The organism is Staphylococcus caprae, assembly GCF_002902725.1.
Classification (GTDB): domain Bacteria; phylum Bacillota; class Bacilli; order Staphylococcales; family Staphylococcaceae; genus Staphylococcus; species Staphylococcus caprae.
This window is the reverse complement of record NZ_PPRT01000043.1, coordinates 67,152-92,862: the sequence shown is the minus strand read 5'-3', so window position 1 is coordinate 92,862 and position 25,711 is coordinate 67,152. Positions and strand designations below refer to the sequence as shown.

Sequence of the window (25,711 nt, the reverse complement as noted above, 5' to 3'; positions counted from 1 at the left end):
CTAATCATGTTTTCTAAAAATGATGACAAAAAAACATCAATTTTTGGAGCAATGAAATGTTCAAATTGTGGAAAAGAGATAGGTAAAGAGGAACAATTAACGCTTAAAGTAAAAGCAAAGGATTTGAAAGGTTATACGCATTTAGCAAATTGGGCTGATGCACAATACAAACTATGTGAAGATTGCGCCCAATAACTACAGAACTCAATATTCAATATCATATATAAACCCCAGTCATCTGAACATTGACTGGGGTTTAACTTCAATCAAAACATTTATTTCGTTGATTTTTTCCAACTGTCGTCACTGAGCATTTCTCCTGGCCATGTGTATGCCATGACGCCACCATCGATACGAATAGTTTCACCTGTAATGAATGAACTATCATCTGAAGCTAAGAATGTAACAAGTTTCCCCACTTCATCTGGTGTACCTAAGCGTCCTAAAGGTGTCACCCATTTTTGATTTTCACGGAATGTGCGACCCGCTTCATCTTCAGAAGTACCTGCCAAGTTATCAACAAGTGGCGTTTCTATCGTACCTGGAGCTATCGCATTTGCACGAATATTTTCGCGACCATATTCAATCGCAATCGATTTCGTAAAGTTAATAACGGCCCCTTTTGCGGCATTATAACCTGAGCGGTATAAGTCTGCAGCTTGTCCTGAGAAAGAAGCCGTATTTATAATTGAACCGCCATGATCCATCATCAATGGTAATAAGAATTTAGTGACTAAGAACGTCCCTCTCATATCTACTGCCATAATCTTATCGAACACCTCTACTGGGTATTCATGAATACGTCCTGCTCCGTTATCCACTCCGGCATTATTAAATATCACATCAATACGACCATATTTCTCTTTCGCCTCATCTGCGAATTGTTGCACTTGTTGATCGTCAGATATATCTACTTTATAAGCTGTTGCTTTTCCACCTGCGTCATTAATTTCTTGCACCGTATTGTCCAACTCATCAGAGATGTCTAAAGCTAATACGTGCGCACCCTCGCTCGCTAATACCATTGCAGAGCCTCGTCCGATACCTGTACTTGCACCAGTCACCACTGCAATTTTGTTCTCTAATCGTTTCATTATCTGTCACTCTCCCGAATTTTTAGATTTCTACATGAAACTTTTTCGTTAATTACAATGTATATTCCACATTTAAATTTACCTTAAACGCCAACATCTCAATGATAACGCTTTAATATGTGATATCCATTTTCCGTAAAATGAACTCCTCAATTAGTGGCAACGTTTACATATCATCAATAATCCTGTATGCTAAGTTTTAAATTTCAGAAAATTCTTACCTAAAAATGGCAAATATGGGTATGGTTGTTATAACTAAACAAAGGGGGCAGTCATTGATGGTGGCAAATACAAAGGAGAAAAAGTCTTTTGTAAGTAAATTTTTAAATGGCGTTGAATTTGTAGGAAATAAATTACCTGATCCAGCAGTACTCTTCTTCTTAATGTGTGTAGGGCTCGCAATCATCACTTGGATTGTTTCTTTATTCAATGTGTCAGTCAAACATCCAGGTGACGGAAAGACCATTCACATTAAGAGCATTCTGAGTCATGATGGATTTGCTTATATCATGAACAACGCGATTAAAAACTTTTCCGAATTCCCAGCACTCGGTTTAGTGTTAGGCGTTATGATCGGTATCGGTGCAGCTGAAAAGTCTGGCTACTTCGATAAATTAATGATTTCAGTCGTCAACAGAGCACCAAAGAAATTGATCGTTCCAACGATTATACTTATCGGAATATTAGGCAGTACCGCAGGAGATGCAGCAACAATCATCCTGCCACCACTCGCTGCAATGTTATTTATAAAGATTGGTTACCACCCTATTGCAGGTTTAGCCATGGCATATGCATCTGCCGTTGGAGGATTCGCGGCGAACTTAGTCGTAGGCATGCAAGATGCTCTAGTCTATTCGTTTACAGATCCAGCCGCACGCATTGTATCCAAAAATATTAAAACCAATGTCGCTATGAACTGGTACTTCATCGCTGCGAGCGTAGTCGTTCTATTGCCAACGATTCATTTAGTTACAACGAAATTGATCATCCCTAGATTAGGAAAATATGACGACAGCCAAGCACACGAAGATACAGAAGAAACCTCTTCACATATCACACCCAAAGAAAATAAAGCGCTCTTCTTTGCAAATATTAGTTTTGTCGTACTTATCGTGTTACTTATTATATGCGCAATACCTGAACATAGCTTTTTGAGAAATGCGAAAACAGGCAGTTTGTTAGATGACGCCCCACTCATCAATGGCGTGGGATTAATTATCTTAGTCGTGTTCTTGGTACCGGGCACGATTTACGGCATATTAAGTGGAGAAATTAAAAATACTAAAGACTTAGGTAGCATGATTGCAGATTCTCTAGGTTCGATGGGTTCCTTTATCGTGATTGTATTCTTTGCTGCACAATTACTTGCCTTTCTAGAATGGAGTCATCTAGGTGTGATTGCTGCGGTTAAAGGCGCGAAATTATTACAACATCAGAATGGCATTGTGTTAATTATCGGCATTATTATTTTAAGTGCAATGGTCAATATGTTGGTTGGTAGTGCTTCTGCAAAATGGGGCATCTTAGCACCTATCTTTGTACCGATGCTCATTTTAGTCGGCTTCCACCCTGCATTCACTCAAGCCATTTATCGTGTAGGTGATTCCATCACTAATCCTATTACACCTATGATGCCATACTTACCTTTATTACTTTCATACGCTCAAAAATATGATAAAAAGATGAAGCTCGGCACATTACTATCAAGCTTAATGCCGTACTCTATCGCACTTACAATTGTTTGGATTGCCTTTACCCTCATTTGGTTCTTACTCGGAATTCCTGTGGGACCAGGCGGACCAATTAAAATGTAAAGCAAAGAGAATTTCTTTTTACAAAATTCTACAAACATTGCAAGTTGGGTGTGGGACGATGAAATTAATTTCGCTCAATGATATTTCTCTCCCACGCCCGCTTTTATATTTACTTTCAATTTTAAATCTTCAATAAATCAATCGGACAATGATGCCCTTCATCCTATCTTCTTTACTCTTTTTTATATACATATTGCCTAAAATATTATAATTGTCTCAAATTACATTAAATCTTTAACAAAAAGTTTCTTAAAAATCTTTTCAATTTATCTATATCATGTAAAATAAAATTAAACAGGGGTATTTAGAACTTCCCGTATCAAACACAGGAGGCAGAGATGGAAGAAAGAATTGGATTAATAGATATTGGTTCAAATACAATTCGACTCGTGATTTTTGGTTTCACTAAAGAAACGGGTCTGAATGAAATCTTAAATATTAAGACGCCCGCACGTCTAAGTCAGTATTTGACCAGTGACACTGAAATGAATAATGACGGTATCGCCGTTTTGAAAGAAGCACTTTTAAGTTTCAAGAAAGTTGCCGACAAATTTAAAGTTCAAGAGCTTCATCCTATTGCGACAGCTGCGATTCGTCAATCTAAAAACAGTAACGACATTATCAAACAAATCAAAAAAGAACTAAATATTGAAATTCAAATCGTCCCTGAAGAAGACGAAGCATTTTATGGTTATTATGCGATTTCACATACCACAGATATTGAAAATGGTATATCCGTTGATATCGGTGGTGGTTCTACCGAAGTGACACTTTTTAAAGATAAGAAATTAAAAGAAGCACATAGCTTCCCATTTGGCGTTGTCACATTGAAACGTCAGTTCTTCGGGGATAAAGACCATAATGATAAACCAGCAATTAAAAGTATGGAAAAATTCTTATCCGAACAATTCAATCAATTAGATTGGTTAAAAGATCAAGAGATCGCGCTTGTAGGTGTAGGTGGCTCAGCACGTAACGTTGCTCGTATTCATCAATCTGAACATTCTTATCCTATCGGTGGCGTTCACAACTATACCATGTCATTAAAGGATATAGATGAAGTTTACGATATCATTCGTAAAAGTTCTCGCGATGAATTAACCAATTTAGACGGCTTAAGTCGAGATCGCGTAGACATTATTCTACCTGCCGTGTCTGTGTTTAAGACACTTTTCAAAAAAATAGATGCGACACAATTCACTTTCTCAAGAAATGGTATTCGTGAAGGATTTGCAATGAATCTGATTCGCAAACGTCATCCTCATGAATTTAAAAAAGAACATGTGCGTAGAGATGCTTTAAAACATTTAGCCAATGAATATCACATCGAGGAAGAAAGTGCGAAGCGTCGCTTAAAATTAGCACAATCCCTACTCGATCAACTATTAAAACATAGTGATTTAAAAATTACAGATCATGATAAGCACTTATTCGTTGAAGGTGCGTATATGTATTACTTAGGTAGCTTTATCGATTCAGATTCAAGTTCACCACACACGTATTACCTTATTGCGAATTCAATGATTAACGGGTTCCCTCATAAAGATCGTGTGAAGTTAGCCCTTCTCGCAAGCTTTAAAAATAAATCATTACTTAAATTTTACTGTAAAGAAACGCAATGGTTCAGTGGAAAAGAAGTTGATACCATTCAAGCCTTAGGTGGCATTATTAAATTCGTAAACGCGTTAAATATCTCACATACCAGTTTTGTAGAAGAAGTTAAACTCAAAGAGAAAAAAGACGATAAATACGAACTCTATGTTTACTACAAAGGAGAGCCTATTGCTGAAGAGTATCAAGCGAATAGGCAGAAGAAACATATTGAAAAGATTTTAAAGGGGAAAGTAGCAATCATCTTTACAAAATCTTAAAATTCGTATGATATTTTTAGACTACACAAGAACAAAGATTAAATAATGAGGTGTATTGAGAGTATGCAAACTCAATTGGGAGAAAAGGATATTAATTTACCACAGTACTATAATAACAGGGAGTTAAGTTGGCTCGATTTTAACTATAGAGTCCTTCAGGAAGCTTACGATAAGAATAATCCATTACTCGAAATGTTAAATTTCGTCTCTATTTTTAGTTCGAATTTAGATGAATTCTTTATGGTGCGCGTAGCTGGTTTAAAAGACCAAGTGAAGTTAGGCTATGACAAACCTGAAAATAAAGCTCAAATGACGCCTCAAAAACAACTTGATGCGATAAAGATAAAAAATACAGAATATGTTCATACTCAATATCAACGCTATAATGAACTGATTGAAGAGTTACGACATTATGATATTGAAATGGTCAAACCCGACTGTTTATCTGAAACGCTCATCGAAAGATTAGAAAAAGAGTTTAAATCACGCATTCTACCTACACTTACACCATTAGGTATTGATGCGTATCACCCTTTTCCAAAATTAAACAATAAAAGTTTAAACATATTTGTCGATATCGACACTGAAGATGCCATTAACTCAGCAATCGTACAAATTCCATCATTAATTCCTCGATTTCTAACACTTAATGAAGGTGCTAAACAATATGTTGTAATGGTCGAAGATGTCATTACTTACTTTATCAACTATCTATTTACCGGTTATGAAGTTTTAAATACTTTTACCTTCAGAATCACAAGAAATGCAGATTTGACGATTCACGAAGATGGCGCCGAAGATTTACTGATAGAAATCGAGCGCTTCTTAAAAGAACGTAAAAGCGGCTCAGCTGTACGCTTAGAAGTCGATGGTCGCACTGCACAAAGAGAGAATATCGAATGGCTGATTGACCAATTAGAAGTTGAAGAGAATGACGTATACTTCTTAAATGGTCCGCTTGATTTAACATTTTTATTCGGTTTAGTGAGCCATCTCTCTAATAAACTCAAATATCTGACGTATGAGAAATATACGCCCCAAGTACCGAGATCTTTAGGAAATAACAATATTTATAAATTAGCTCTAGAAAGAGATATATTCTTCCATCATCCATATGAATCATTTGAACCTATTGTAGACTTCATACGTGAAGCGGCCGATGATCCAAACACCATTGCCATTAAGCAAACTTTATATCGTGTAAGTAAAGATTCACCGATTATTAACAGTTTGAAGGAAGCTGCTGAAAATGGTAAGCAAGTCACTGTACTTGTAGAATTGAAAGCACGTTTCGACGAAGAGAATAACGTTCATTGGGCACGTATGCTTGAAGATGCAGGTTGCCATGTGATTTACGGTATGACGCATCTAAAGACACATAGTAAGATTGCGCTTGTCGTTAAACGTATTGGTGGAGAGCTAACATCATTTGTACATCTTGGTACAGGAAACTATAATGACAAAACAGCTAAACTGTACACAGATATGGGGATGATTACTACAAATAAAGACATTGCTGAAGATGCGATTAATTTCTTCAATTATTTAAGTGGTTACTCTATTAAACCTGAGTATAATAAACTGATTGTAGCGCCATTTGATATTCGTGACGTCTTTATTGACCGTATCGACAAAGAGATTAGTAGTCATTTAGAACATGGAAATGGCAAGATTATGATGAAGATGAATTCACTCACCGATAAAACGATTATTGAAAAGCTCTTTGAAGCTTCTCAAGCCGGCGTGAAGGTTCAACTTATCATTCGTGGTATTTGTTGTCTTAAACCAGGTATACCTGGCATCAGCGAGAATATCGAAGTCGTAAGTATCGTAGGACGACTACTCGAACATTCACGTATTTATTATTTCCATAATAATGGTGATGAACGTATCTACCTTTCATCAGCAGACGTGATGACACGTAACATGATTAAACGTGTCGAAATCTTATTCCCTGTTGAAGATAAAAATATTGGAAAACGTCTAGTGAATTACATGAACTTGCAACTTTCAGATAATGAAAAAGGTCGCTTCCAAGATGAAAATGGTGTCTATCACTATGTTCAAAACAATTTATCACCATTAAATTCTCAAGCTTATCTCATGCAAGAAGCAATTAAATATGGTAAAGAGCTAAAAAAGCAGACTGCTCAGCCAACAGGTCAACCCGTTCGTTCAAAACGTGGCGGTAGTTGGATGAGCAGATTAAGAGATACATTTAAAAGATAGAATGAATAACCTTATAAAATAATATTAATAAGCAAGAGCGGGATAGAAATATAATTTAGCAAAATTATGTTCTATCCCGCTCTCTTCATAAATAATAGTTTCCTCATTTACTAGGTGTTTCATACCAATGTTTCAGAAACTCATATAATACATTGCTATACTGTTCTAATTCACTTTTTTCAATCTTTTCATCAACGCTATGTGCCTCTTCTAGACTACCTGGACCATATAATATAGTTGGAATATCAAAATGAGCAATCCAACCGCCATCAGTAACTGTCGTACTCATGCCATGTTGTAATAAACGACCATGAACGTGTTCATGCGCATTTTCTAACTGTTTAAAGCCTGGATGTTCTACTGGCACTGTAAAGCTTGGGAAGATCTCTCCTTTATCTTCAATCATAGATTCTCCACCCCACTCAAACTCAAGTGGATTCTCTCTCAACCAAATATCCGCTTCTGCCACGCGATTTAAGTAATCTTCAATTTCTTTAACAACATCTTCATATCGCTCGTTAGGTAAATAATGAACCGTAATCCATAAACGACATTCATCAGCGATAAATGCTGAATGACGACCACCTTCAATCACTGCTGGATTAATTGTATTCGCACCTGGAGGCATACCTGGACTTTCTTTCATCACAGCCCAATGACGTTCAAGTTCGTTTAATGCTTGGATCACTTTCATCATTTTTTCAATAGCACTGGCACCGAATAATCCACCGCCCGCATGAATCGTCTGACTACGTGCGCCATCGTGTATCGTATTTTTACTTTTCACTGTAATCCAACCAGTGATCACGCCACCTTGGCCTAGTGCTTGATTTTCGCTTGTATCCAGAACCAATGCCAAGTCGCCTCTAGGACCTATTTCACATGCGCGTTTGGTCCCTGCCTCGCCAACTTCTTCACCGACCACTGATTGTACGATTATGTCACCTTTAGGTCGTCGGCCTTCTTGTTTTAACCTTTCCAGAACATAGAATAATGATGACATGCCGCCTTTCATATCACTCACGCCTCTGCCATATAACCAGCCATCCACTTCCGTTAATTGAAAAGGAGGATACTGCCAATACTGATCATCATCAACTGAAGCTACATCTACATGACCGTTGAGAATCAACTTCGGTGCGTTTGAATCTTCACCTTTCAATGTCGCAACAATCACACTATCATTGTCATATAAATGTTCACGTTGAATTGAAAACCCTAAATCTCTCAATAAAGATTCAATTTCATCTTGAAGTGGATCCGTGTTACGACCTGGAGGACTTTCAGTATTAAATCCAACAAGCATATCTAAAATCTCAAATTGACGATTATTCAATTTAAATCCCATCCTTTATGTAAAATAAATGAATCTAAACATTTACAATTCAAGTTTAACATTATCTTTTCTATTGTGATTTTTCGCTTCTGACCTTGTGTCCATTTTTCTTAAACAGGTCTGACCGTTACCTCATTTACATTTACATGACTTGGTTGCGTCAATGCATACACTACTGCTTCAGCAATATCTCGTGTTTCTAATTTCTTACGATCGCCGAAATCCATATGTTCTGTCATTGGCGATTCAACCATACCTGGTGAAATACTTGTCAGTTTGACACCTGTACGGGCGAGTTCTTTTTCAAGAGCTTGAGTAATTGTATGGACCGTGGCTTTAGTTGCACTATAAACTGCATTTGATTTTGTAACTTCAAATCCTGAAATTGAAGCAATGTTTATAATATGTCCACTTGATTGATTTAATAAGTACGGTAAGGCTGCTTGTAACACATAAAGTGTACCTTTCACATTGACATCTATCATCGTATCCCACTGTTCGACATCATAATCTGTAATCTTTGAAGTTAAACTTTGACCAGCGCTATTCACTACGATATCAACTTTGCCAAAGTGCCCTTTCACTACTTGTAGCATTTGATCCACACTATCTTTCTTCGTTACGTCAGTTGGAATCACCTTGGTATCGACGTTAAGTTGTTGTGCAACAGCTTGTAATTTATCTTCATTACGTCCGGCAAGTGCAACGCTTACCCCGTTATTGCTTAAGGCCTTCGCGATGGCTTCACCTATGCCAATACCTGCGCCTGTAATCACTGCTACTTTATCTTTTAACTCTACCATTTTATTCGACTCCTTTATTGCTGAAAATGAATTTCAACGTATTTAAGTTCATCTTAACGCTTTTCATTACTTTAGAAAATTGAAGTGATTACCTATATTAAAAAGTGTTATAATTTCATTGTATGTTCTTAATAATCATTATAAAGTAGATATGTAACTTACATATATGGGCATATATATATGAAGAAGATAGAGGGAGGTAATGTAAGAGATGTCTTATCATAATCGTGTTTTAGAATTAAGAGAAATGAAGCATCGTACTGCATTTGAATTTCACTTTGAAGATTTGTTTACTGAAGAAGAATGGTTAAATATGTCTTTGAAAGAAAGACAAAAAGAGGAAAAGGCTTTTAGAAGCGCAGTTGAGAAAATGAGTGATGTGAGATTACCATTTGCGAGTAGAGATGCTGCGAAGAATAAGTTATTCAATATCACATATGCCTACAATGGCATTAAAAAGAACTTTAAACAAAACGATAAAAAAGAAAACCCAAGAGGTCGAATAGTTCAATAGTTTAAATGCTAGTATAAGTATATTCAATTATTCGATGAACATCTCTCAACCTAGTTACGACGCTTTCTTGCGAGGGAGGTTCGTGCCTGTAGTCACTCTCACTTCCTTCTCCGCCAAGCGTCACGCAACGGTTTTCGATGAAACATTTTTTAGGTCATCACGCTTTCCGTGGGGACAGTCTCAACCTTGCTATGCAAGTTGTCGACTTGTCCTGTTCCCACAGGAGTCGGATGACCTTATTTTTTGTTCGATTTGTAGAAGTCCTTGTATATCTAAATTCAATTGAATAACAAAGCATAGTGAAAACCACATCTCACGGGGAAGTAAGATGTGGTCTTCAAACACATTATTCTAGATTTTAGGGGTATATAGAGTATGTTTGCCCTCAATTACTCTTTGAGAGCAAGGCGCGTTTTCATCATTTTCGGGAGTTATCAATAGCTTAGGTTAACTAGTAACAAGGGATTTACGTTCGAGACTATAATAATATAATCTTTCGGCGTCAACATAAGGGATTGAGTCAATTGTTAAATAACCATCTTTAAGGTCACCAATAAGACCTTGATTTACGCCAGTGTGTACATAAATGTCATAACTACTTGCATCTGAGAATATTAAATCCTCAATTATATTTCTCATAGTCATCACTCCAAAATTTATTTCTTATTCCTTACAATTCATATACTACACCTTTTCATGTAAATTAAAAGTATTTTGTGATACTTTTCACAAAATCATCACTTATTTATATTAATGTAAATTTTAGTTAAAAAGCACCAATAGAGCTAATAATATATCATGGATATCTAGCTTTATCGGTACTTACTTAATATATTGTTAAATTTTATCAGGTAATGTATCTATAAATATCATCACGTATTGGTGTTTCTAAAGATAAATTCATTGTTACTACACTATTACCATTCGGCATAAAATCTTATATTCATTAGCGATAATTTCTAGTTTTAAGAATTTAATATTTAGCACGCTTTTATTCTTTCACTAATTATACCTCTTGTAAAATGCCTTTTAGTAGTGTATAACTATTTTGTAATTCTAAAATTGTTTTATATTAAATTTTTGCTTTTTAGGGGAGATTAAAATTAATAAATTAATTTCAATTGTTGTTCCTGTTTATAATAAGGAACCGTTTATAGAGAGATGTGTGCAATCTTTAGTTGATTTAGAAATGGATCATACTCAGATTGAAGCTATATTTGTAAATGATCTTTCTTCAGATCGTTCATATGAAATTCTGCAGTATTACGAGAAGAAATATGATTTCATTAAGTGTGTTCAATTAGAAGAAAATTCAGGCAGTCCATCTCAACCTCGTAATGTGGGTATCGAGGTTGCAAATGGAGAGTATATTGCATTATTAGATGCCGACGACTGGTTAGACAGTAAGGGATTTCCAAAGTTAGTCTTACAGATGGTTGAACATGAGGCTGACTTTGGCTTTGGTCAATGCTTTAAACATACGGATAACACGATTTCTAAACTAGCTCGTTTTGCTTCCTTCCAAGAAGCTAATGGTTTAGTTCCTTATACAATCAATAAAGTATTCCGAGCTGTAGGGCCACCAGGAAAGATATTCAAGCGCTCTACAGTAATAGATAATGATATTAAATTTCAACATATGAAATTTGGAGAAGATAAATTATTCTTTGCGGAGTTGATAAGTAAGTGTAAAAGTGCATCAATGACTACTTCAGCCGTATATCATATCAATAGATATACAGACAATGTTTCACTAGTAAAATCTACAGATGTTATTGAAAAATCTAAAATCAATTTAGAAGTACTTCGTCAAATAGTCAATTTGGAAATTCCAAAAATAGCTATGGAAGGAATTTTAAGTCGTATCGTTGAGATAGACTACATGCAACGTTTTCTAGTGTCTAAAACATTCTTAAAATCTGAGGATAAAGCGTTCTTCTTTAATCAATTTTCTAAAGTGGAAACTATTATTAAAGTGGAAACTATTATTAAAGAAGCTGGGTTTAATATAGAAGATTTACTCATTACTGATAAATACAAAAATATCTACCAACTCTTTCATTCAGATAAAAAAGCATTACAAGAATATATTCATTATATGATTTATGATTCCAGTAAACAAAAATATATTAAAGATAAGATGGTTTATCTAAAGTATCCTGATAAATTCAATCATTTAATTCAACTTCAAGAAGAATGTATACCAGTTTATAAAGGAACAGAAATGATAGATGATACGTTTTATGAAGTTATTGAATTGTTCGCTAAAGCTGATGTCAAAATTGAATATGTGGAACTAATAAAAATTCACGATGAAAGATATTCTAAGAAAATCAATTATGAACTTAAAGACAACTACATTTATATAAAGTCTGATGACATTAACTTTTATAAATACGACTTTAATATCGCAGTTCAATTTATTCATCATAAATCAGCACTCGTCTTTGCTACTTATCCAAACTTCAACGACAAAGTAAATTTAAAACGTCAAAACTTTAAATTAGAATTTGTAAATAGTCAAAATAAAGAGTCTAAGGACACTAAAGGTTCCAATACGTCTACTAAAGAAACGAAAGTAAATAAATATTTAAGCGAGGCACCTAATTATGTCATTACTACAAAATCTATAAAAAGTTATATGGATGCAGATTTCAAAGAGGAATTTAATTCAATTAGTAAAGGTAGTTTGGTTGCTATTTCTGGAATGGGACAAACATCTAAAGGGACACCAAGATTAATTAAAAAAGATAATCATTTTATTACTGCTAATGTAAATTTCGTAAATCCTACTGAATTACAAAAGAAAGATGGGTATGTTTCAACAATACCTAAGAGAATTAAAGTAATAAAAAGATGTAAACTGTATACTGATGTTACCTTCAAAAATGAACCGATTCGAACGTTGCAACCTAATGAAGAATTAAATATTATTGATATTGATTATACAAAAAACTTTACTCCAAGATTAAAAACAGTAGACGGCTACTACATTATTGCTAACATTAATTTTGTTGAAGTTTTAAATTAACGCATAACAAAGGCACGCAGAATGTTAATTTTCTGCGTGCCTCTTTATGTTATTTATTATCTAGTTCTTTTAAGAAACGTTTCAGCTCATCTTTCATACTCTCATCTTTGAGTGCGTATTCTATAGTTGTCTTGACAAAGCCTAATTTCTCACCAACATCGTATCGGTTGCCGATAAAATCATATGCAAATACTTGATGATCATTGTTCATACGTTCGATGGCGTCAGTAAGTTGAATTTCATTACCTGCGCCTTTTTTCTGTGTTTTAAGATAATCAAATATTTCAGGTGTTAATACATAGCGTCCCATAATTGCTAAGTTAGATGGTGCAGTACCTTGTTTAGGTTTCTCCACAAACTTTTGAACTTCGTAACGTCGCCCTTCTTTTGAAAGTGGGTCTATAATACCATATCTATGCGTGTCGGATTCAGGGACTTCTTGGACACCAATAACAGAGTTGCCTGTTTCTTCATAAACCTCCATTAACTGTTTAATTGCAGGTGTGTCGGATTCAACAATATCGTCACCTAAAAGAACCGCAAATGGTTCATCACCAATAAATTGACGTGCTGAGTATATTGCATGCCCTAAACCTTTTTGTTCTTTTTGACGTACATAAAAAATATTAGCTAATTCTGTTGAATATTGTACTTTTTCTAGTAATTCAGTTTTACCTTTTTCTTCAAGTACCATTTCTAGTTCTTTTTGATTGTCAAAATGGTCTTCGATTGCACGTTTATGTTTACCAGTAACGATAATAATATCCTCGATGCCTGCACGAGATGCTTCTTCCACTATGTACTGAATTGTTGGTTTATCTAAAATTGGAAGCATTTCTTTAGGCATTGCCTTTGTTGCTGGTAAGAAACGTGTACCTAACCCAGCAGCAGGTATGATTGCTTTTTTAATTTGTCTCAATATTCAAACCCCTTTATCAATGTTATGTATCGCATTCATTGTAAAGTTTATCATTATTTAAAATGCTTTCATAGTAATTGTAGTGGTGTTTAATAAATGAGAATATTGAAATTTAACATATAAAAACACGAGGTCGGGAACTTTATAGTTTATGCTCTGGGAAACCAATTAACAGCGTCCCAAAGGCAGGATTTTCGGCAGTAACACACACAATTCGACAAAACTTGAGAAACAATTTTGCTCATCGTTCGGTTCTGCTCAAATCCTAAACACTTTTGTCCCGACCTCGACTTGTTTTTATACAAATAAACTAATAAACAGGATAAAGATAATACCTGATACTGAAATAATAGTTTCTAGTAGTGACCATGTTAAGAATGTTTCTTTAATCGTAAGGCCAAAGTATTCTCTAAACATCCAGAAGCCTGCGTCATTCACATGAGATAAGATGACACTACCTGCACCGATAGCGAGTACGACAAGTGCGCCGTTCGCATCTGAGTGATGGAGTAATGGTAATACGATACCTGTAGTTGAAACGGCTGCAACTGTTGCTGAACCAAGTGCAATACGCAACACTGCTGCAACAATCCAAGCAAGTAATATAGGTGACATATGTGAGCCTTCGAACATTTTAGCGATTGTATCGCCAACGCCACCATCAATAAGTACTTGTTTGAATGTACCACCACCGCCAATGATAAGGAGCATCATGCCTATTGGATAAATAGCATTGGTTACTGAGGACATGATGTCTTCCATTTTACGATGCCTCATAATACCCATTGTGAAGATAGCAAAGATAACTGCGATTAACATTGCTGTTCCAGCTGTACCAATGAGGTAAATCACTTGTTCAAACCAGTTTGTCGGCTTTTCATGACCTGTGACAAGTTGAACAATAGTTGAAATAAGCATCAGAATCACTGGTAAAATAGCTGTTAATAAGCTGAGGCCGAAACTTGGCATTTCTTCTTCTTTGAATTCTTTTTGTGTGCCAAGAGATGAAATGTCACCTTCACGCGTATATGCACTTGGTATCATCTTCTGAGCCATGCGGTTAAAGAAAGGACCTGCAATCAGTGTAACTGGGATAGCAATGATCATACCGTAAAGTAAGACTTCACCAATATTTGCTTTAAGTTCTTTAGCGATAACCACTGGACCTGGGTGTGGTGGTAAGAAACCATGTGTCACTGATAAAGCTGTCACCATTGGTAGTCCAAGTTTCAAGATTGAAAAATTCGCACGTTTAGCTACTGTGAATACAAGCGGAATAAGTAATACTAATCCCACTTCAAAGAACAATGCAATACCGACGATAAAGGCAGCAATAAGCATTGCCCATTGCACGTGTTTCTGTCCAAACTTTGCGATGAGTGTGTCAGCAATTCGTGTTGCGCCACCGCCGTCGGCAAGTAGTTTACCTAGAATCGCACCTAACCCAAAGATTAATGCAATGTGTCCTAATGTACTCCCCATTCCATTTTCGATGGTTTCCATAATCTTGTTAAGTGGCATACCAAGTAGTAACGCAGTAATCATTGAAGTAATGATTAGCGAAATAAAGGTATATAATTTCATAAAAATAATTAAAGTAAGTAATATAACAATTCCTAATACAACACTTATGAGTGGCCAAATTTCTCCAAACATAACATTCCCCTTCTTTCTCTTTTAATGTCTGAGTTGCAAGTTATATGGTTAATTGGCATTGCGATTAACTATTCATATGTTCACGTTGAAAATTCGCAATTTCACTATAATTTTCTGTCATAGAGCGACTAATGTTGATAAAGATTTTTACGAGTTTCTGGTAAATAGCAACTGTGTCCTTTTCTGGATGATGCGCATTCGTTGTACCCACCATTTCTTCAATTATTGAGAAATCCTCAATCTCGCCTAATGCTTTTAATCCAAGCACACATGCACCTAAACATGAACTTTCATAACTTTCTGGCACGATAAGATCTGTATCAAAGATATCCGCCATCATTTGACGCCAAATTTCACTTTTAGCGAAACCACCTGTCGCTTTGATCGTACTTGGTGTTTCGTTCATCACTTCGATTAACGCAAGATAAACAGTGTATAAGTTATAAAGTACACCCTCTAATGCTGCGCGTATCATGTGTTCCTTTTTATGGGGAAGGGTCAATCCAAAGAATGAACCTCTTGCGTCTGCATTCCATAGTGGCGCACGTTCACCGGCAAGATATGGGTGAAAGATAAGCCCTTCTGCTCCCGGTTTCACTCGACTTGCGATTTGAGTTAAAACATCATATGGGTCAACGCCTAATCGTTTGGCAGTTTCTACTTCGCTTGCGAGGATTTCATCTCTAAGCCATCTGAGTATAACGCCACCGTTATTCACTGGCCCGCCAATTACGTAATGATCTTCATCAAGCACATAGCAGAAGATACGACCTTTCTCATCAGTACGTGGTTTATCGATAACCGTACGAATTGCACCAGATGTTCCGATAGTGACTGCTACTTCTCCCTTTTTATAGCTATTCACCCCTAAATTTGATAGCACACCATCACTTGCACCTACAATGACTGGTGTATTTTCGTCAATGTCCATGAGTGTGGCATAACGTTTTTTCATTCCTTTTAAAATATGAGTAGTTGGAACAAGTTCAGGTAATTGTTCTCTAGTAATACCTAATAATTCTAGTGCTTCTTCGTCCCAATCTAATTGTTCAAGGTTAAACATACCTGTCGCAGATGCCATTGAATAATCGATGACATATTTTTCAAATAATTGGTAGAAAATGTAAGTCTTTATATCCGCAAATTTTGCTGTTTGATTATATATTTCAGGTTGTTCGTGTTTCATCCAAAATATTTTTGATAATGGTGACATTGGATGTAACGGTGTACCAGTTCGATGATAAATATCGAATCCGTTGTGGTCATTTTCAATTAAATCTGCATAACGACTCGCACGATTGTCTGCCCAAGTGATATTCTCTGTTAAACGCTTATTCTGTGCATCCATAGCTACTAAACTATGCATTTGAGCACTAAATGAAATTAACTTAATATCTTCTTTCGAAACACCCGCTTCTCTGACGATATATTTCACAGTCATTAATACGGCATCGAATAATTCATCCGGGTTCTCTTCTGAGACATCTACATTGGGAGTATGTAAGTCATAGCCTATATTATGTTTCATTATGAACTTTCCGTTTTCATCGTAAAGTACTGATTTCGTACTTGTCGTACCAATATCTACACCAATCATGTACTTCATTATAGGTCCCCCTCTTTTCTATTTCATTAACGTAACCAAAAGCCTTCAATATCTTTTCCAACGTCATCGAAGTTTAAGTGAAACGCTTCTCTTAGTTTTTCAGAATCATAATTTTCTATCGCATCTATAAATACTTGATGATTACGATGGATACGTTCGAAATCTTGCTTGTCTGTATCCATTCGATGTCTCATTGATAGTAAAATGAGTGATTCCATGACTGGCTTTAAGTGGTTCCAAAATGTCTTTAAATACTGATGATTAGACGCAAAAATCATGACTTCATGAAATTCAAAATCATGCTTGGTAAAAGCTTCTGCATCCTCAAATTGTATAGAGACTTTCATCATCTCTAGTTGCTTCTTCATTTCTTTAGCAATTGATTGTGTATCATGATCTTTTAACCTTGAAAATGCGAAAGATTCAAGCATTAATCGAAGGTCATACATTTCTCTCTTTTCTTGTTCTCCAAAAGGCAACACTTGTGCGCCCATACGTTCAAGATGAATCAGCTGATCAGTTTGAAGTAATTTGAAAGCATCTCTTACTGGAGAACGACTTACATTAAATTGCTTTGCAACTTGGTTCTCTGTAAGTAATGTGTCAGTAGTAATTGCACCACTTATAATACCAAGTCGTATTTCGGCTGCAATTGATTCTCCTGTTGTTAAACCTTTTAACCACTTTTTAGGATAACCATAAGTCATGTTTCCACCCCCAAAGTCGAACGACTTAACTTGTATACAAGTATGTTAATATACGAAATTTATAATTGCAAGCGCTTTCTTTTAGTTTTGGCTACTATGAACGATAAAAAACCCCAACGCAAAGTTACGTTGGGGCTTGTATTAACATTGTTCTTCATTTTTAGGAACTTCGATACAAAAGTGTGTTTCATGACAATCTGGGCATGTGAGCTTTCTAGTTTTAGGCGTGTGTTGTGCTTTAATAAAGTCTAAAGTGTTAGGATTAAATACATTTTGACAATTAGGGGATAAATAAGAAACATTGTTTTTGTAGTAATACGTTAATACGAGCGCATATACGATTGTCACTGGCGTCACTGATAAGAATGGTTCTTTCTCTTTCGTTACAATTGAAGCAACAAGTCCAGTGTATTGAATGATTCCTACTATCCCAGTGGCTAGCCATAATTTCTTTCTGATACTTTTTAAATTTAATGATTCTTTCATAATATGATCTATGTCATATAAATGTGTAATTGGAGAAATTGATATCTTGTTAAAGTATTTACAAACTTCTTTAATTCTTTTGACTACATTTTCTTTTTTGCTTATGTCTTGTTGTAGTTCATCCTCTTTCACTTTTAACATAGAACTAAGTGTTTTGAGTGTTTCTTCATTTCTCAATAATAACTTGATGTCTTTGAGTGAGCACCCTAATTCTTTAAGTACAATAATAAGTTTAAGTTTTTTAACTTCTTCGTCCGTGTAAACGCGCCGATTTGCATCTGACATCTGACTAGGTCTCAAGATTCCTTGTCTATCATAATATTGAACAGTTCGTACTGAAACATGACATCTTTTAGCTATATCTCCTGTTGTATAAGTTGACATAGATTTTCACCTCCTAATTACACTTTATTAAATGACGTTACGTCATTAGCAACACCTTTTATCAATTTTAAGACGCCCTACCGTCTTATTTTTTTAATTAATTTGAAATCCAATCCTTAATGTGATCTACTACGCCAATTTGATCTTGAGAATTGGTTTCCAGAACACTTGGAAAATCTATATGTCCAATGCCAGGATAAATAATTTCTTTCGTTTCTCCGCCAAGTTGTTTAAACTTTTCAAGTGTCGCTTGCGAATCTGTATAGGGAATAATTTGGTCCTCTTTACCAGACATAAATAATATCTTAGGAAACTGTCTAATCTCATCAATATCTGGTAGATAATCCGTATTAATAGTGTAAATGATATCAGTAATAATCGTCTTAATTGGTGCTACAAATTGAATAAGATCTAATGCATTTTCCTTATGGGCATAGATTGTTTTATCTAATATGTATTGAGGCAAATTCTTTACAGCTTTCACTTCATCTTTTAATGTATCTCTTTTACTATTTCTTGTAAAAAGACGGGCCAACATACTTGCATCAGGAGTGATTTTAGCAGCACTATGTAAATAAATCATATGAGTGATTGGGAGTGTATTATATTTAAGCAACCTCGTTGCTATCATTCCACCCATAGAATAGCCCACTAAACTTAATTTTTGAATGTGTTGTTCTTCAACGACTTGAGTTAAAACGTCATAAATACGTTCCGAATAATCATCAAGTGTATGTGAATCTCTATCTAGTTGTGAACTTTTACCTCTACTAGGACAATTGACGAATATCAATTGATATTCTCTGAAATAAGGTTCAAACATCGTCATAATTTTATATGTTAATAATGCCCCATGAATGAACACAATCACATCATCGGATTTTGAGTTGCCTGCAAATGCGACTTCACTATACTCATCTTTAAATTGTTTAAGTGGATAAACCTTAGTTGTAAAATTCTCTTTAATCATAAAAAACCTCGTTATTCTAATATCAATTAAAATTATAATATCATATAAGTTCTTTTCATATAATTATTGTAATAATAAATTAAATATTTATTCAAATTAAGCGCAAAAAAGAAGCCCATCAAATGAGCTTCTTTTAATCATATAAACTTTGAACATTTATCAAAGCGACTTTATATCTCCAGTTTAATCTTTATTCGAGATTTCAGAGTGTATTTGCTGCATTTTACTTTCGACATTTGTAATGTCAGTTGCGCATTGTTCAAGTAGTCCTTTATATTTTTCAGTGTCAGCGTCATTCTTATATCGAATCTTATGTTCTAAACTTGCCCACATATCCATACCTATCGTACGAATTTGAATTTCTACAGGTGTGACTTCTACAGAATCTGCTAAAAAGACTGGAATCGATACAACAATATGCAAACTGCGATAGCCATTCTCTTTAGGATGCTCAATATAATCTTTACGCTTCAACAATGTCACATCTTCTTGTTTTAATAACATTTTTTCAATGACATAAATATCATCAAGGTAGTTACATACAACTCGAATGCCAGCAATATCCATAATATTGTCTTTGGCACTCTGAGCACTTACTTCTAAACCTTTTCGATTCAGTTTATTTACTAAACTATGCATTTCCTTTACGCGTCTTTCCATGTGATGAATCGGGTTATGTTTATATTGATGATTAAAATTCTCGTCTAAAATACTGAGTTTTGTACTAATTTCCTTTAAAGCAGAGGAATACAAATGATCTAATTCTACAAATCCTACTAATGTATCGAAAGCAGCATCACTATCTTGAAATTGAGATAAACTATTTTTAAATTCATTTTTTAAATCTTCGACATATAATGAAGGTTTTCTTTCTACGTACATACTTCTCGACCTCCGATTTCTATACACCCTCATTATATCGAAATTAATTTTAAGTGAGAAACGTTAGCCCATCATACTTTAGTTTTATTGCCATAGAACTACGAAAACCGTATAAGCACGCAGCCTATACGGTTTAAATTCATTCCACTTATTTATTCATCTTTTTTATGTTCGATAACTTTAGTATTTTTGTTTTCAGCAATTTCATTGGCACGTTGAACAGTATCTTGTTTCTTATCGAAAGTATCTGACGCTTGCTTTGCATCTTCAGTCTTCACTTTCCATTCATCATCTTCAAAATAGACATGGATATTTTCTTCATTAAGTTTCGGATTCGCAGATTGATCTTTCTGATGCTCCGTAATATGTTTGTTTTTCAATTCATCTAATTCTTCTTTAGATGCATCTTTGTACCATTTTTCAGCTTGTTGTGTAGCAATTGGAACTACGTCGCCTTCTTTATAGCCATCTTTCAACATGGCATTGCCAATATCAATCGCTTTTTTACGTTCAAGTTCATCAAAGTTCTTCCAACTTTGCGGATAATCATTCATTGTCCAAGGCATCGTCATACCTCCTCAATTTTTTTAGTAAATATTTACCACTAAAATATAAGATTGAAACAGAGTAACATACGAGAACTAATGTGCACCTTCTTCACTATGCGTAATATCTTTACGTTGTTCGCTACAATTTCGTTGGATATTCATCAGTGCCGCACGAATATAATTATATTGAGGTAAATGACTCATCTCTTTCATATTTAAATCCGTTTGGAGTTGGAAATGCTTAGCAATATTTTCAAATACGACGAGATATTCACCCATTTGTTGATCATCTATCGTTTGTCTATGTTTATTATTCATCGCACGTTCTAACATAAAGCTGATCTCTTCTAATGCGAAGATACTAGGATAATAATAACGTACTGCTTCTTTATTACTGAACAATTCACCATTTGCCGAGTTATACATTTGCGTCACATTACTAATTTTTACTGATAAATTTAATTTTTCAACTTTATCGCGGTCGTTATTTTCTTGTTTATTTTCGGAAAATAAATAATGAAATAGAATACTTTCTTTACGGACGAGTTCGGCAATTGCATTTGGCAACATGGATGACGCTGTTCTACGAGCTAGGAAAAGTATACCTAGAACTGCAATAATAATACCTACAAGTACATCGATAATACGTGTGTAAGCAATCTCGATACTTAAGTTTTGAGATGCTAAGCCGTTTAACATAATGACTTGAATTGTAATGAAGATAACTGCAAATGCATAGTTTGATGCAACAAATGCTTCCGTCATGAGTGCTGAAATACTCATAATCAATATAGCGACAACTGGGTTAATGTTAAATGCAAGTATTCCAGACAATACGATGGCACCAACTATGGTTCCGAGTCCTCTTGCAAGTGAACGGTCGAGTGTTCGAATTGTAGTCATATTACTTAACATGACTGTATGCGCTGTTAATGGCACCCAATATGCTTTCTGTATATTAAATGCCAGTGCTATAAAAATCGCGATCCCCATAATCACCGTATATTGTAAGGCGTTTCTGAAGACGATTGAATCAAACGTTAAGTTTTGATATATGCGCTTACTATATAATGGCTTTCGAATATCCGCTTCATATTCAATGTGATGTTCATTGGCGTGAATCATTTCATCTATTTTCAAAATATGATTCATAAGATTTTGGAATTCTGGTGCCACATCAACTGTTTTTGTCCAAGGTCGAAGTTGTTGTGGGTATCTTACATTTTTAATAATATAATCCATCATTTCTACTAAATCTTCAGGTAATGGTCGGATATTTTTCTCATTTAATTCTAATAGCTCTGAATAAATCCCTTGTGCTGATATATGTAGTAAAATCAATTTTTGGAATCTATTACTTAAATTACCGTTCCCACCTGATGTAGAAGTGATTAATAACTTTTCAGAAGTTCTAAATTCCGTTACAGCATTACGGGCATATCTCTTAAATTGTTCTGCATCGTTAAAATGATGTAATAAATTATGAAGTGTCTTAAAGTCAGCTTTAATCGCTCGATCTTCGGCCTTCTCCTTTGTGAAAAAGATGGTTAAAAGTACAGTAATTGTAGCTAACACACCACCAATAAAGATGGCTAATCCACGAATGAGCGCTTGATCAGGCGCAACTGGCAAATTAATAGGTAAACAAAATGTTACTAAAAAGAATGTCGATGATGGACCAGCGAGTTTAAGTGCATTGAAACTATAATAAGGCACCGCAACCACAATTAATAGTAATAAGCCAAATAAAATAGGCTGTGTTACAGTCAATGTGCCTAATATCATACAAACTGTAAACGATAGCACACATATGATGACGGTTCTAAGCATAGACTGCGGAGACCCTTTGAAGACATAGATATGGGCAAGTGTACCAGTGGAAATGAGCAACCCAAAACTTGAGAAACCACATAGATAACCTATCAATGCAGGTAATACCATAAGTAGACCTTGTCTTATCCCCTTAAAATAATCAATCTTTGACGTATCAAAGCGAATCAAAGAATTCAAGATTTGATTCATTTTTTACCTTCCTTTCTAAAGCATTCCCCAAATTAAACACAAAAAAGAACGGAACAAATGAGGTGTTTCTAATATTGTTCCGCTCGTCGTAAACATAGTTGTAGTTGATACATCTATTCAATTATTTAATTATAACACTCATATCTTCAATATTGGGCTAAATGATTTTATTTTTCGATTGTTTCACTCACATTAATCTCTGGCTCTTTAATGAATCATGTTAGATTCATTATAAATGCTTTTTAACTTTTAAAAAAATAAAAACATACTAAGACGAGTGGTTTGGAAATCTTAGTATGTTTTGAAATTAATTGAATTAATGTTTTTCATCTACAACAAGTGGCTTATCTGGCTTAACGAAGAACCATAAAGTAGCAGCAATGACAGCAGGTACAATTAATAATTGCAATGTCATTGACCAGCCTAGTTGATCTACGACAATACCGGCAAGTAATGGGCTAATCAATGCGCCGATATTTCCCCATAGGTTCATCCAACCAGAGACTGTACCTGAGAAGTTACGTCCTAAATCTGTAGCTGCAGCCCAACTCATACCCATTGAAATACCAACGCCACCTAAACAAAGTGATAACCAAATAATCGTCATATATAAGTTGTCTGTGTGGACAGCTAAGAAAATAGATACAGAGAATACAACGAATCCTGCAATAGCAATTACGCCACGAGCTACAAATCGGGAACTTCCTGAATTCAAAATCTTGTCTGATATCGCTCCTGCTGAAAGTATTAAAAAGAACATGAATAACCATGGCAGAGAGCTGATTGACATATCTTTGAAATCTACATGATACTGTTCGGCTAAATATGTAGGTAACCAGATTAAGAATAATGCGATAACGAATTGTACTACAAAATATTGTAAAGCAATGGCATAGAAACTGAAGTGACTTAAGAAGCGTTTCCATGGTGGTAAAGACTTTTCAGTCGCAACTGTATCACGATGTTCAGAAATATATTTCTTCTCTGCATCACTAACCATCTTATGGTGTTCAGGTAAATCTTTAGCAATAATCGCCCAAAGAATAGCCATGACGATACCAATCGCACCGAAGATATAGAATACCGCTTGCCAGTTAAACGCATTAACGATAGCAATCGTAATGATTGGCGCAAGCACAGGACCAAAGTAAGAGCCTGCTAATAATGCACTAGATGCTCTTCCTTTTTCATTTTTAGCAAACCAGAAAGAGTTAAATACGGCATTAGATGGATACATTGGAGCTTCCCCTACGCCAAATAAGAATCTTATAAAGTATAATAATCCGTGGTGTTTAATCATTCCCGTTAAAATTGTGAAAGCACTCCACCATACAAGTGCAATCGTAATCATCTTACGTGGTCCAAACTTCTCAGCTAACATCCCTGATGGCACTTGCATAAATGCGTAACCTAGCGAGAAGAATGAGGCAAGTAGTCCGAATTGTGTTTTGGTTAAACCTAAATCTTTCATCATCGGAGCAGCGATATATGAGATATTAGACCTATCCATATATGCAATAACGCCAATGAAGAAGAACCCTATTGCGAAATACCAACGTACTAGACTGACCCCAATTAGTGGGAATTATATAAAAACACTTTCGTTGAATTCATATTAAAATGAATCATACGGAGGTGTTTTTTCTATGAAAAGAGTTTCTTATTCAGTAGAAACAAAGTATAAAGCAGTTGAAATGAAAGCAGCAAGATTTTCAACAAAAGAAATTATGAAAGAATTAAATATTAGAAATAGAACACAAGTGAAAACTTGGTGGCGATGGTATCGAAATGGGGAAAGTTATAGATTTTCACAACAAGTTGGTAAACAATATACCTACGGTAAAGGATTAGAAGAGTTGACAGAAGTAGAACAATTAAAATTAGAAAATAAGAGAAAAGATATAGAATTGGATATTTTAAAAAAGTACAAGGCATTGGAAAGGAAGTGGTACCAACAGTAGTCATAGGTTTAGTGGATCAATTAAAAGTAAAATATTCAATCAAATTGATACTAGAAGTATTAAACATACCTAAATCAACATATTACCGATGGAAAAACAAAACCCATAAAAATGATACCGTAACACAAAAAGTCATTGAATTATGTAAAGCTAACCACTATACCTACGGTTATCGTAAGATTACAGCATTGATTAATCAATGTTATACATCACCAATTAATCATAAGAGAGTACAGAGAATGATGCAGAAGCATCATTTGAACTGCCGAGTTAGACCTAAAAAGACGACAAGAATAGGTAAACCGTATTATAAAACGGACAATTTATTACAAAGACAATTTAAAGCGAGTTGTCCAATGGAAGTATTAACAACCGATATTACTTATTTACCATTTGGTCATTCTATGTTGTATTTATCTTCGATAATGGATATTTATAACGGAGAAATTGTGGCGTATAAAATAGATGATAAACAAGACCAAAGTTTAGTTAATGATACATTAAATCAAATCGATATACCTGAGGGTTGTATATTACATAGTGATCAAGGCAGCGTTTATACATCTTATGCTTATTATCAATTGTGCGAAGAAAAAGGCATTATCAGAAGTATGTCCCGAAAGGGAACACCTGCCGATAACGCCCCGATAGAAAGTTTCCATTCCTCGCTAAAGTCTGAAACTTTTTACATCAATAATGAGCTTAATCGCTCTAATCATATTGTAATAGATATTGTCGAAAAGTACATTAAAAACTATAATAATAATCGAATTCAACAAAAACTAGGCTACTTATCCCCTGTAAAATACAGAGAATTAATAGCCTAGAACATGGTGTTTTTATTAAGTTCCCATTTTAGGGGTTCAGTGCCGTACATT

At 34.9% G+C, this 25,711-nt stretch carries 21 protein-coding genes; 7 read left to right on the top strand and 14 right to left on the bottom strand.

Features of this window, described 5'->3' with window-relative positions; genetic code table 11:
- The first annotated feature begins 6 nt into the window (after positions 1–6).
- A complete protein-coding gene (locus CD155_RS09490; protein ID WP_070830201.1) occupies positions 7–195 on the top strand; it encodes a hypothetical protein in 189 nt (62 codons plus the stop codon).
- 80 nt (positions 196–275) lie between these two features.
- Here CD155_RS09490 and CD155_RS09485 read toward each other — a convergent pair whose 3' ends face one another.
- Complete coding sequence (locus CD155_RS09485; protein WP_103213182.1) at positions 276–1,094, bottom strand: SDR family oxidoreductase; 819 nt, start codon at positions 1,092–1,094, stop codon at positions 276–278.
- Between the two features lie 278 nt (positions 1,095–1,372).
- Between CD155_RS09485 and CD155_RS09480 the strand changes: the two genes are divergently transcribed.
- The 3 genes from CD155_RS09480 to CD155_RS09470 all read left to right on the top strand — a co-directional run bounded on the left by CD155_RS09480 (position 1,373) and on the right by CD155_RS09470 (position 7,008).
- The gene (locus CD155_RS09480) at positions 1,373–2,908 is read left to right on the top strand and encodes an AbgT family transporter (RefSeq protein ID WP_103213181.1); all 1,536 of its coding nucleotides are present in this window, start codon (positions 1,373–1,375) and stop codon (positions 2,906–2,908) included.
- Positions 2,909–3,246: 338 nt separating this feature from the next.
- Complete coding sequence (gene ppx, locus CD155_RS09475) at positions 3,247–4,779, top strand: exopolyphosphatase (protein WP_103213180.1); 1,533 nt, start codon at positions 3,247–3,249, stop codon at positions 4,777–4,779.
- A 63-nt stretch (positions 4,780–4,842) separates the two neighbouring features.
- Entirely contained in the window at positions 4,843–7,008 is a 2,166-nt protein-coding gene (locus CD155_RS09470) for an RNA degradosome polyphosphate kinase (RefSeq protein ID WP_103213179.1), read from the top strand.
- A gap of 103 nt (positions 7,009–7,111) precedes the next feature.
- Here the strand turns inward: CD155_RS09470 and CD155_RS09465 are convergent, their stop codons facing one another.
- The gene (locus CD155_RS09465) at positions 7,112–8,344 is read right to left on the bottom strand and encodes an acetylornithine deacetylase (RefSeq protein WP_172605807.1); all 1,233 of its coding nucleotides are present in this window, start codon (positions 8,342–8,344) and stop codon (positions 7,112–7,114) included.
- A gap of 110 nt (positions 8,345–8,454) precedes the next feature.
- Entirely contained in the window at positions 8,455–9,147 is a 693-nt protein-coding gene (locus CD155_RS09460) for an SDR family oxidoreductase (RefSeq protein WP_103213177.1), read from the bottom strand.
- Positions 9,148–9,358: 211 nt separating this feature from the next.
- Here CD155_RS09460 and CD155_RS09455 point away from each other — a divergent pair, with 211 nt between their 5' ends.
- On the top strand, positions 9,359–9,661 hold the full coding sequence (locus tag CD155_RS09455) for a DUF1413 domain-containing protein (RefSeq protein WP_103213176.1): 303 nt from the start codon (positions 9,359–9,361) through the stop codon (positions 9,659–9,661).
- Between the two features lie 447 nt (positions 9,662–10,108).
- On the opposite strand, the gene CD155_RS09450 is transcribed toward CD155_RS09455, so the two are convergent.
- Positions 10,109–10,300, bottom strand: a complete 192-nt coding sequence (locus CD155_RS09450) for a hypothetical protein (protein ID WP_037541655.1) — start codon at positions 10,298–10,300, stop codon at positions 10,109–10,111.
- A gap of 430 nt (positions 10,301–10,730) precedes the next feature.
- Between CD155_RS09450 and CD155_RS09440 the strand changes: the two genes are divergently transcribed.
- Entirely contained in the window at positions 10,731–12,692 is a 1,962-nt protein-coding gene (locus CD155_RS09440; RefSeq protein ID WP_172605863.1) for a glycosyltransferase, read from the top strand.
- 49 nt (positions 12,693–12,741) lie between these two features.
- Here the strand turns inward: CD155_RS09440 and galU are convergent, their stop codons facing one another.
- From galU to CD155_RS09390, 10 genes are all read right to left on the bottom strand, one after another.
- On the bottom strand, positions 12,742–13,611 hold the full coding sequence (gene galU / locus CD155_RS09435) for a UTP--glucose-1-phosphate uridylyltransferase GalU (RefSeq protein WP_070830190.1): 870 nt from the start codon (positions 13,609–13,611) through the stop codon (positions 12,742–12,744).
- A gap of 297 nt (positions 13,612–13,908) precedes the next feature.
- Positions 13,909–15,267, bottom strand: a complete 1,359-nt coding sequence (locus CD155_RS09430) for a gluconate:H+ symporter (RefSeq protein ID WP_103213174.1) — start codon at positions 15,265–15,267, stop codon at positions 13,909–13,911.
- 64 nt (positions 15,268–15,331) lie between these two features.
- Positions 15,332–16,873: a gluconokinase gene (gene gntK / locus CD155_RS09425; protein ID WP_103213173.1), complete on the bottom strand. Its 1,542-nt coding sequence runs from the start codon at positions 16,871–16,873 to the stop codon at positions 15,332–15,334.
- Between the two features lie 26 nt (positions 16,874–16,899).
- Positions 16,900–17,580 carry a GntR family transcriptional regulator gene (locus tag CD155_RS09420; RefSeq protein WP_103213172.1) on the bottom strand — a complete coding sequence of 227 codons (681 nt, stop codon included), beginning with the start codon at positions 17,578–17,580 and terminating at the stop codon, positions 16,900–16,902.
- Between the two features lie 141 nt (positions 17,581–17,721).
- Positions 17,722–18,450 carry a MerR family transcriptional regulator gene (locus tag CD155_RS09415; protein WP_103213171.1) on the bottom strand — a complete coding sequence of 243 codons (729 nt, stop codon included), beginning with the start codon at positions 18,448–18,450 and terminating at the stop codon, positions 17,722–17,724.
- A gap of 97 nt (positions 18,451–18,547) precedes the next feature.
- Complete coding sequence (locus tag CD155_RS09410; RefSeq protein ID WP_103213170.1) at positions 18,548–19,420, bottom strand: alpha/beta fold hydrolase; 873 nt, start codon at positions 19,418–19,420, stop codon at positions 18,548–18,550.
- Positions 19,421–19,603: 183 nt separating this feature from the next.
- The gene (locus tag CD155_RS09405; RefSeq protein ID WP_103213169.1) at positions 19,604–20,302 is read right to left on the bottom strand and encodes a GTP pyrophosphokinase; all 699 of its coding nucleotides are present in this window, start codon (positions 20,300–20,302) and stop codon (positions 19,604–19,606) included.
- Between the two features lie 152 nt (positions 20,303–20,454).
- On the bottom strand, positions 20,455–20,868 hold the full coding sequence (locus CD155_RS09400; protein WP_103213168.1) for a DUF2188 domain-containing protein: 414 nt from the start codon (positions 20,866–20,868) through the stop codon (positions 20,455–20,457).
- A gap of 75 nt (positions 20,869–20,943) precedes the next feature.
- A complete protein-coding gene (locus CD155_RS09395) occupies positions 20,944–22,872 on the bottom strand; it encodes an FUSC family protein (protein WP_172605806.1) in 1,929 nt (642 codons plus the stop codon).
- Between the two features lie 316 nt (positions 22,873–23,188).
- A complete protein-coding gene (locus tag CD155_RS09390; protein ID WP_103213167.1) occupies positions 23,189–24,448 on the bottom strand; it encodes a pyruvate MFS transporter in 1,260 nt (419 codons plus the stop codon).
- A 70-nt stretch (positions 24,449–24,518) separates the two neighbouring features.
- Here CD155_RS09390 and CD155_RS09385 point away from each other — a divergent pair.
- A protein-coding gene (locus CD155_RS09385) for an IS3 family transposase (protein ID WP_103213166.1) occupies positions 24,519–25,660 on the top strand; the annotation gives its coding sequence in 2 pieces (ribosomal slippage) (positions 24,519–24,789 and positions 24,789–25,660; 1,143 coding nt in all).
- Positions 25,661–25,711: the final 51 nt, after the last annotated feature.

Coding starts and splice junctions, on each gene's coding strand:
- CD155_RS09415 (WP_103213171.1), bottom strand. CDS start 18,450: ATGTCAACTTATACAACAGGAGATATAGCTAAAAGATGTCATGTTTCA.
- CD155_RS09450 (WP_037541655.1), bottom strand. CDS start 10,300: ATGAGAAATATAATTGAGGATTTAATATTCTCAGATGCAAGTAGTTAT.
- gntK (WP_103213173.1), bottom strand. CDS start 16,873: ATGAAGTACATGATTGGTGTAGATATTGGTACGACAAGTACGAAATCA.
- CD155_RS09395 (WP_172605806.1), bottom strand. CDS start 22,872: ATGAATCAAATCTTGAATTCTTTGATTCGCTTTGATACGTCAAAGATT.
- CD155_RS09470 (WP_103213179.1), top strand. CDS start 4,843: ATGCAAACTCAATTGGGAGAAAAGGATATTAATTTACCACAGTACTAT.
- ppx (WP_103213180.1), top strand. CDS start 3,247: ATGGAAGAAAGAATTGGATTAATAGATATTGGTTCAAATACAATTCGA.
- CD155_RS09400 (WP_103213168.1), bottom strand. CDS start 20,868: ATGCCTTGGACAATGAATGATTATCCGCAAAGTTGGAAGAACTTTGAT.
- CD155_RS09480 (WP_103213181.1), top strand. CDS start 1,373: ATGGTGGCAAATACAAAGGAGAAAAAGTCTTTTGTAAGTAAATTTTTA.
- CD155_RS09410 (WP_103213170.1), bottom strand. CDS start 19,420: ATGATTAAAGAGAATTTTACAACTAAGGTTTATCCACTTAAACAATTT.
- CD155_RS09485 (WP_103213182.1), bottom strand. CDS start 1,094: ATGAAACGATTAGAGAACAAAATTGCAGTGGTGACTGGTGCAAGTACA.
- CD155_RS09460 (WP_103213177.1), bottom strand. CDS start 9,147: ATGGTAGAGTTAAAAGATAAAGTAGCAGTGATTACAGGCGCAGGTATT.
- CD155_RS09420 (WP_103213172.1), bottom strand. CDS start 17,580: ATGACTTATGGTTATCCTAAAAAGTGGTTAAAAGGTTTAACAACAGGA.
- CD155_RS09490 (WP_070830201.1), top strand. CDS start 7: ATGTTTTCTAAAAATGATGACAAAAAAACATCAATTTTTGGAGCAATG.
- CD155_RS09430 (WP_103213174.1), bottom strand. CDS start 15,267: ATGTTTGGAGAAATTTGGCCACTCATAAGTGTTGTATTAGGAATTGTT.
- CD155_RS09405 (WP_103213169.1), bottom strand. CDS start 20,302: ATGTACGTAGAAAGAAAACCTTCATTATATGTCGAAGATTTAAAAAAT.
- CD155_RS09455 (WP_103213176.1), top strand. CDS start 9,359: ATGTCTTATCATAATCGTGTTTTAGAATTAAGAGAAATGAAGCATCGT.